Genomic DNA, 6,008 nt, shown 5'->3' on the forward strand with positions numbered 1-6,008 from the left:
GGTTTACATGCGTGAAGCCGGTCGTTTGATCACAAAGGTGATGAATGAGGCCATCGAAATGACCAAGTCTGGTGTCCCCGAAAACGAGATCATTGCCGAAGTATATCGGTCGCAAATTCGCGGAATTGAAGGTAAACACGGCGATTATTCCAGTGCCTGCCCATTAATTCAAGTTGGCGAAGGCACGAGTACCCCTCATCTAACTTGGACAAGCACACCACTTCCCGACAACGGCCTGGTGGTGATGGAATTGGCCGGCGTTAGGCGACACTATCATGCGCCGCTTAGCCGCACGATCTCGATCGGTACACCTTCCAATGCGGCCAAGAAACTCGCTGATGCGATCATCGAGGGCGGAGACGCCGCCCTCGCAGCAGCTAAGTCAGGAGTGATCACGGAAGAAGTCGAAGCGGTCTGGCAAAACGTGTTGCGAAAGCACGGCTACCGCAAGGAGAGCCGCGTCGGATATTCCATTGGTCTTAACTATCCTCCGGATTGGGGCGAGAAGACGGTGAGCCTGCGCAAAGGCGAAAAAACCGTGCTTCAGCACGGGATGTGTTTCCATTTCCAATCCGGGGTCTGGCTGGAAGACTTCGGAATCGCCATATCGGAATCATTCGTGGTTACCGACAAAGGCGGCGAACGTCTTGCCGACGTTGACCGGCGTCTTTTCACTGTTCGCTGATTGAGAAGGCGGTCGGGCTATCGAAAGTTACCGGCCGTTTCAGAAACAACGGCGGTTTGACGGTCGTTCGCCTTGCAGCTTCTGGACACGCGGACGGCTCTTCTCTTCCCGGGCGAGGTCGCTTTCGAGGTTCTTCTGTTCGAGCGCCAGTTGATCAGTATGGAGCGCTCGCAACGGCGGCCGAACTGCTCGCGCTGCAGCTGCTCGATGATGATTTGAGGCGCTCGATCTCATCGTCGCGCTGGCCAACGAGCGCCACCATGTCACGCACAAGATGTTGCAGGAGAGCTAGTTCAGCTGGGCAGACCCCTAACCCGCCATGTCCACGCACCCATCTCCGGCCGGTTCGCGATCACATCCTGCAACGAAGCCTTGAACGCTTCGTCGGCACCTGCCGGGACCACAAAGAGCGCGATCGGCTCTTGCCTGTTCTGAAGCAAAGCGTTGGTGATCGGCTGATCGGCTTGCAGGTCGTAGCGCAATCCCTTCACGCTCTTCTCGCGAAGGCGGGCGAGCCCATCGACGAGCCTTTTCCGGAACCCTCTCGTAAGGTATCCAGTTCTCGGACACGACCATCGACGCCATCTCCTCGACAATGGCACGGCCGGCCAGGCTCAATCCGAAGGTCGCGATCACCATGTGAGTTCGAATCCGCTGCCCACAGGGACAGCTCTTTCTCGAAGCGCCCTGCAAGCGCCGATGCAATGCATCGTCGATGATAAAGGGAAAGCCGGGCGACAAGTTTCTGACCGGACCGGACAGCAACAATTTCTTCCACCTCGGCGACCAGAACCAGCAACTTTCGTGGGCCAGATTTCGACGGGAGCGCGGCTACAAGAACCGCGTTGCGACGCTGCTCGATCGCTTGTTATCGGCGCGAAATGTCTCGGGCACCAAAAGGATATCCGCGAGCGGTCCGCCCCTCACTGTCATTTACCCGGCAGCCCCGGGCAGATGCCAACGGACATTCACCAATGTCGCTTGCCACCCCACCTCGATTTCCAGACCGTCAGTTCGGCCTCGTGCCAGAGATAGTGAAGCAGGCCACGCAGTGACATCCGCCTGGGATCGGCGGTTAGACTGGCGGAACTGTGCCTTGCAGGCACGGATGGTGCCCGGCTCCCTGTCTTCGACAGGCTGTAGTCCAACTTGAGGGCGAGTTGTACCGCGCTGCCCATCGAGGCGCCCAGGCCGGACAGTTCCTAAGGCGATTCATACGAATCGCAGGACGGATCATGCCCGCCGCCGCTCAGCGGCATGCGCTTGATCAGATGAAGGTCGCCGATGCGAGCGATGTACATTTGGCAGCCGCGGCTCGCGGCACCGGCAGAGCGGGCGCTCGCAGGCGTGCGCTAGCGCCGACTGCAGGTCCGGCGCTCCCTCGTCGTAGACCTAACTGCCAATTCTGAACCGTCGCATCCCCTCCACAGCTCCAGGTCGCCGCCGCATCCCTGTCCTCGCATTCAAGTCTGGCTTTGCACAGAGCGCAACCACTTTGGCGCATCGGCGCCAGAGTGAGAGGGAAGCCGGGGAGATTGGGCCACGGCGGGCGCGGAGAGAGTGCCGGCCCGGGCGTCATTCCCCCCTCTCGCGAAGGACATCACCATGAACACCGTTTCAACCACATCGATCGTCGCCTTCCTGCCGATCTGGCGGCTGCTGCCCGACGATGACTGCCGGGTCTACCGGATCCAGACCGACGCCGGCGAGCGCATCACCGGGCGCCACATCGCCAACGCTGATCGCGATCATGTTGCGCAATCTCGGTCTCGACGATGTGCCGACTCTCGCTTCGAACGAGGCGTGGACCGGCCTGATCGAGGGCCGGATCGGGTTGCAACTTGCCGACGGCATGATCCTGCGGCGCAGTCGGGTCATGAACGACTACCGCGTCGAGCTGATCGGCTTCACCGACGCGATAACCCCGCGGCTGAAGGCCTTCGGCCTGATCTCCTGTTCATCCAGACCAGCGCGCAAGGGTCCGCAATCCTCGCCGCGCTCCTCGACCGCCATGCGCTGGTTGGCGTCATCGACCGCACTGCAGCGGCTTGAGGGGAGGCGATCGTGACCGGCTCCGCCTCTGAGCTGGCACGCCGTCTTGGCGAGGATGCCGAGGCGGTGTGCCGCGAATATCTCTCCAACGGTCATCGCTCCGGCAATTACTGGACGGTCGGCGATGTTCGCAACGCGCGCGGCCGTTCCATGCATGTGCGGCTGAACGGCAATGCCAAAGGGCCTGCGGGGAAGTGGGTCGATGAGCAAAACGGTGAACATGGCGATCTGCTCGATGTCATCCGAGAAAGCTGCGGCCTCCTCGAGTTCCGCGATGTCGCGGATGAAGCGCGTCGGTTCCTCGCCATGCCGCGACCACAGGCCCAAGACCCGGGCGCGCAGCGCCAGCCTGCCGCGATACGCGGCTCCCCCGAAGCGGCTCGTCGCCTGTTCGGCCTGTCGCAGCCGATCGCCGGCACGCTGGCCGAACGCTATCTATCCGGCCGTGGCATCCCCTTGACAGCCGGCGAGCGCGCCCTCCGCTTCCACCCCGGCTGCTACTACCGCGATCTCGTGACCGGCGCGACGCTGACCCTTCCCGCATTGATCGCTGCCGTGACCAGTCTCGACGGACGCATCACCGGCCTGCAGCGTACCTGGCTCGCTCCGGATGGCAGCGGCAAGGCCCAACTTGACGATCCGCGCCGCTCGCTCGGTCACCTGCTCGGCAGCGCCATCTGGCTCGGCCTTGAGCCCGGTCTACCCATTCCGGTCATGGCCGCCGGCGAAGGCTTCGAGACGATGGCCTCGCTCTTCACAGTGATGCCGGCACTGCCTGTGGCCGCCGCGACCTCAGCCAATCACCTAGCCGGCCTGTCCTTACCGGAGGGCTGCCGTCGCCTCTACATCGCAGCCGATGCCGACGCCGCCGGCAGGCACGGCATCGAGCGTCTCAGCCGGCGCGCAGCCGAGTCAGGGATTCTCGCCCTGGTGCTGCGGCCGCAGCTCGGCGACTTCAACGACGATCTGCGCCATCTCGGCCTGGCCCATCTCGCGGCATGGCTCAGCGATCAGCTCGTCCCGGAGGATGCCCGTCTCGTCCTGCCACCCGGATGAATGGCCCTGATCGGCAGGCGGGCGGGGGCGTCACCGGAAGGCCTGCCGGCATGGCGGCGGTCCGCCGGAGAGGCCGCGCCGCCCGCGGCCTGCCCGAGAGGCGACCCCTGCCACGCCCCGGCCACGGCCGCAACGGCTGCGCCGTCCTCCGCTCGCGCTCCGACCTTCGGTGCGGCCGCGTCCGGGGCGCGGCCGGGATGCGCTGTCAGGCCGCGACAGGCGCGGCCACAACCGACGGAGACACGCCATGACATACGAGCTTCCTTTCGACGATGCCTATGAGCCCTACCACGCCTCCTCGCCGACCGACCGCGTCATCCTCGAACTGCAGATGTACGGCCATCGCCCGCATCAGGACGAACCGGATCCTCGGCCACTTCCCGACGACGAAGTGATCCGGGCCGGGCTTGCCGGTATCGTCGAGACCTTCGCCGGTATGCTTGGCGACACCAGGCTCGAACCCGATCTCGACGACCTGCTCTGGTCCTTCGCAAACGTCTTCCACCGTGCCGCCGAGCGCGTCGCCCGCAGCCTCGACCGCAACGAGGAGGCGCAGCGTTCGAGCCAGCAGGAACAGGACGGTTCCGAAGTGAAGTCGGTCGAGCTGGAACGGCTCACTGCCGAGGGCATCACCTATATCGAGCGCCGCAACGTGCTCGAAATCATGCGCGACGAGGCCGCCGACCTCTACGAGGCGCAGACAGGATCGGCCTGGCGGCCGCGCACTGGATCCAAGGTCTCCCACCAGGCGATGACCGCGTCGGTGATCGACTCCCGCGACTTTCTCGCTGCCCGCCGCCACGCCGAAACCGAGGTGCTGGTTCCGGCCGGCACCAAGATCGCCTTCGCCGGCGGCCTTGACTGCAACGATCACGACCGGATCTGGGACGCGCTCGACAAGGCCCGCGAGAAGCATTCGGACATGGTTCTGCTCCATGGCGGCAGCCCACGCGGCGCCGAACGTATCGCCGCCTGCTGGGCCGAGAACCGCAAGGTCACCCAGATCGCCTTCAAGCCGGATTGGAACCGGCACGCCAAGGCGGCTCCGTTCCGCCGCAACGACCAGCTTCTGTCGGTGGTACCCTACGGCCTGATCGTCTTTCCCGGCTCCGGCATCACCAACAATCTTGCCGACAAAGCCCGTCAGCTCGGCATCCCCGTCTGGCGGTTCGCGGAAGGCGGCGCGTGAAGCGCCGGTTTCCTCGCGATCCGCATCTTCGAACCCGACCCCGCGGTCGGGTTCAGGTCTGTGCGCGAAGTGCAGAAAAGCCCGCGCACGAAGCAGCCTCCCTCCATCTCCACGAATCGGTAGCGACGCGGTGGAGCGTGCCGGCACGCAATCTGGTATGCGATCCGCGTTACACCGACGTATAGACATCTGCAGCACAGGAGCGCGCCATGGCCACCACAGCCGCACCCGTCTCGATGCGGTTTCGCGATGATGATCTCACCATCATCGACCGCGGCGCGGAACTGCTCGGCCTGTCGCGCACGGAGTTCATGCGACGCGCAGCACTCCACGAGGCGCAGGCGGCCATCCTCAACGAAACCGTCATCCGCGTGTCCCCGGAAGCCTATGACGCCTTCATGCAGGCGATCTCAGCCCCCGCCGCTGCGCCCCTGCCGAAGGCGTCCGAGCGGCTGCGTCGGTCCCCACCCTGGGACCGCTAGGTAGGCGCTTTCAGGCATCGAACTCCTCGACGACGCGCACCGCCTCGACAGCTTCGATTGCGGCAAGCCGGCGCTCAACGCGTGGCTGGCCGGCTTCGCGCGAACGAACCAGGTCCGCGGGTTTACCCGCGTCCTGGTCGTTCACGATGAGGGGACGGTCGTCGGCTATTACGGCCTCACGCCGGGCGTGATCCAGCCAAACAGCGCGCCATCCGCACCGGACGCCCGACCGACCCGATCCCCTGCCTGCTGATCGGACAACTCGCCGTCCACCATCGCTATGCCGGAGAAGGCATCGGCAGCGGCCTGGTCAAGGACGCGCTGCATCGCTGCGTCGCCGGCGCCGACATCGTCGGCGGCCGCGCGGTGGTTGTGCGGGCGATCGACGCCGACGCCGAGCGCTACTGGCAAAGCTGGGGCTTCATTCCCGCGCGGGACAATCCGTCGGTGCTCATGCGCTCGATCCAGGACAGCCTCTGGCTGGCCGACAAAGGGCCACTAGCTCCACGCGCGTAGCGCCTCCGGCAGCGGCAGGGTCCGGGCG

General features: G+C 64.7%; 9 protein-coding genes and 3 pseudogenes. 5 read left to right on the forward strand and 7 right to left on the reverse strand.

The features are described 5' to 3' along the window. Positions 1 to 685 (forward strand): M24 family metallopeptidase (locus tag EOA29_RS22045; protein ID WP_127221520.1); only part of this gene is annotated, 685 nt, incomplete at its 5' end. A 293-nt stretch (positions 686 to 978) separates the two neighbouring features. Here the strand turns inward: EOA29_RS22045 and EOA29_RS43120 are convergent. From EOA29_RS43120 to EOA29_RS43840, 5 genes and pseudogenes are all read right to left on the reverse strand, one after another. Then, the gene (locus EOA29_RS43120; RefSeq protein WP_245468512.1) at positions 979 to 1,167 is read right to left on the reverse strand and encodes a DUF1173 family protein; all 189 of its coding nucleotides are present in this window, start codon (positions 1,165 to 1,167) and stop codon (positions 979 to 981) included. A 106-nt stretch (positions 1,168 to 1,273) separates the two neighbouring features. Then, positions 1,274 to 1,453: pseudogene (locus EOA29_RS44040) on the reverse strand (hypothetical protein); the annotation flags it as partial. Beyond that, positions 1,383 to 1,547: pseudogene (locus EOA29_RS43830) on the reverse strand (hypothetical protein); the annotation flags it as partial. The pseudogenes EOA29_RS44040 and EOA29_RS43830, both read right to left, overlap by 71 nt. A 106-nt stretch (positions 1,548 to 1,653) precedes the next feature. Further along, positions 1,654 to 1,986, reverse strand: a pseudogene (locus tag EOA29_RS43835) (DUF1173 family protein). Positions 1,987 to 2,302: 316 nt separating this feature from the next. After that, positions 2,303 to 2,437, reverse strand: a complete 135-nt coding sequence (locus EOA29_RS43840; protein ID WP_281061102.1) for a hypothetical protein — start codon at positions 2,435 to 2,437, stop codon at positions 2,303 to 2,305. On the opposite strand from EOA29_RS43840, the gene EOA29_RS22055 reads away from it, so the two are divergent. From EOA29_RS22055 to EOA29_RS22070, 4 genes are all read left to right on the forward strand, one after another. After that, positions 2,436 to 2,753 (forward strand): hypothetical protein, encoded by a 318-nt coding sequence (locus tag EOA29_RS22055; RefSeq protein WP_245468511.1) that lies wholly within the window; start codon positions 2,436 to 2,438, stop codon positions 2,751 to 2,753. The two genes, EOA29_RS43840 and EOA29_RS22055, sit on opposite strands and share 2 nt — an antisense overlap. Further along, on the forward strand, positions 2,750 to 3,793 hold the full coding sequence (locus tag EOA29_RS22060; RefSeq protein WP_127221522.1) for a toprim domain-containing protein: 1,044 nt from the start codon (positions 2,750 to 2,752) through the stop codon (positions 3,791 to 3,793). Before EOA29_RS22055 ends, EOA29_RS22060 begins: the two co-directional genes overlap by 4 nt. A 247-nt stretch (positions 3,794 to 4,040) precedes the next feature. Beyond that, the gene (locus EOA29_RS22065) at positions 4,041 to 4,982 is read left to right on the forward strand and encodes a DUF2493 domain-containing protein (protein WP_127221524.1); all 942 of its coding nucleotides are present in this window, start codon (positions 4,041 to 4,043) and stop codon (positions 4,980 to 4,982) included. A gap of 209 nt (positions 4,983 to 5,191) precedes the next feature. Then, positions 5,192 to 5,464 (forward strand): DUF1778 domain-containing protein, encoded by a 273-nt coding sequence (locus EOA29_RS22070; protein ID WP_127221526.1) that lies wholly within the window; start codon positions 5,192 to 5,194, stop codon positions 5,462 to 5,464. A 10-nt stretch (positions 5,465 to 5,474) separates the two neighbouring features. Here the strand turns inward: EOA29_RS22070 and EOA29_RS44045 are convergent, their stop codons facing one another. Beyond that, positions 5,475 to 5,609, reverse strand: coding sequence for a hypothetical protein (locus tag EOA29_RS44045; protein ID WP_348628913.1), 135 nt, complete (start codon positions 5,607 to 5,609; stop codon positions 5,475 to 5,477). 23 nt (positions 5,610 to 5,632) lie between these two features. Beyond that, positions 5,633 to 5,875, reverse strand: a complete 243-nt coding sequence (locus EOA29_RS44050; RefSeq protein WP_189478955.1) for a hypothetical protein — start codon at positions 5,873 to 5,875, stop codon at positions 5,633 to 5,635. Between the last annotated feature and the right edge of the window lie 133 nt (positions 5,876 to 6,008).

The sequence above is a fragment of the Mesorhizobium sp. M1E.F.Ca.ET.063.01.1.1 genome (genome assembly GCF_003998155.1).
In the GTDB taxonomy this organism is placed as follows: domain Bacteria; phylum Pseudomonadota; class Alphaproteobacteria; order Rhizobiales; family Rhizobiaceae; genus Mesorhizobium.

Coding starts and splice junctions, on each gene's coding strand:
- EOA29_RS22055 (WP_245468511.1), top strand. CDS start 2,436: ATGTTGCGCAATCTCGGTCTCGACGATGTGCCGACTCTCGCTTCGAAC.
- EOA29_RS43840 (WP_281061102.1), bottom strand. CDS start 2,437: ATGATCGCGATCAGCGTTGGCGATGTGGCGCCCGGTGATGCGCTCGCC.
- EOA29_RS22065 (WP_127221524.1), top strand. CDS start 4,041: ATGACATACGAGCTTCCTTTCGACGATGCCTATGAGCCCTACCACGCC.
- EOA29_RS22070 (WP_127221526.1), top strand. CDS start 5,192: ATGGCCACCACAGCCGCACCCGTCTCGATGCGGTTTCGCGATGATGAT.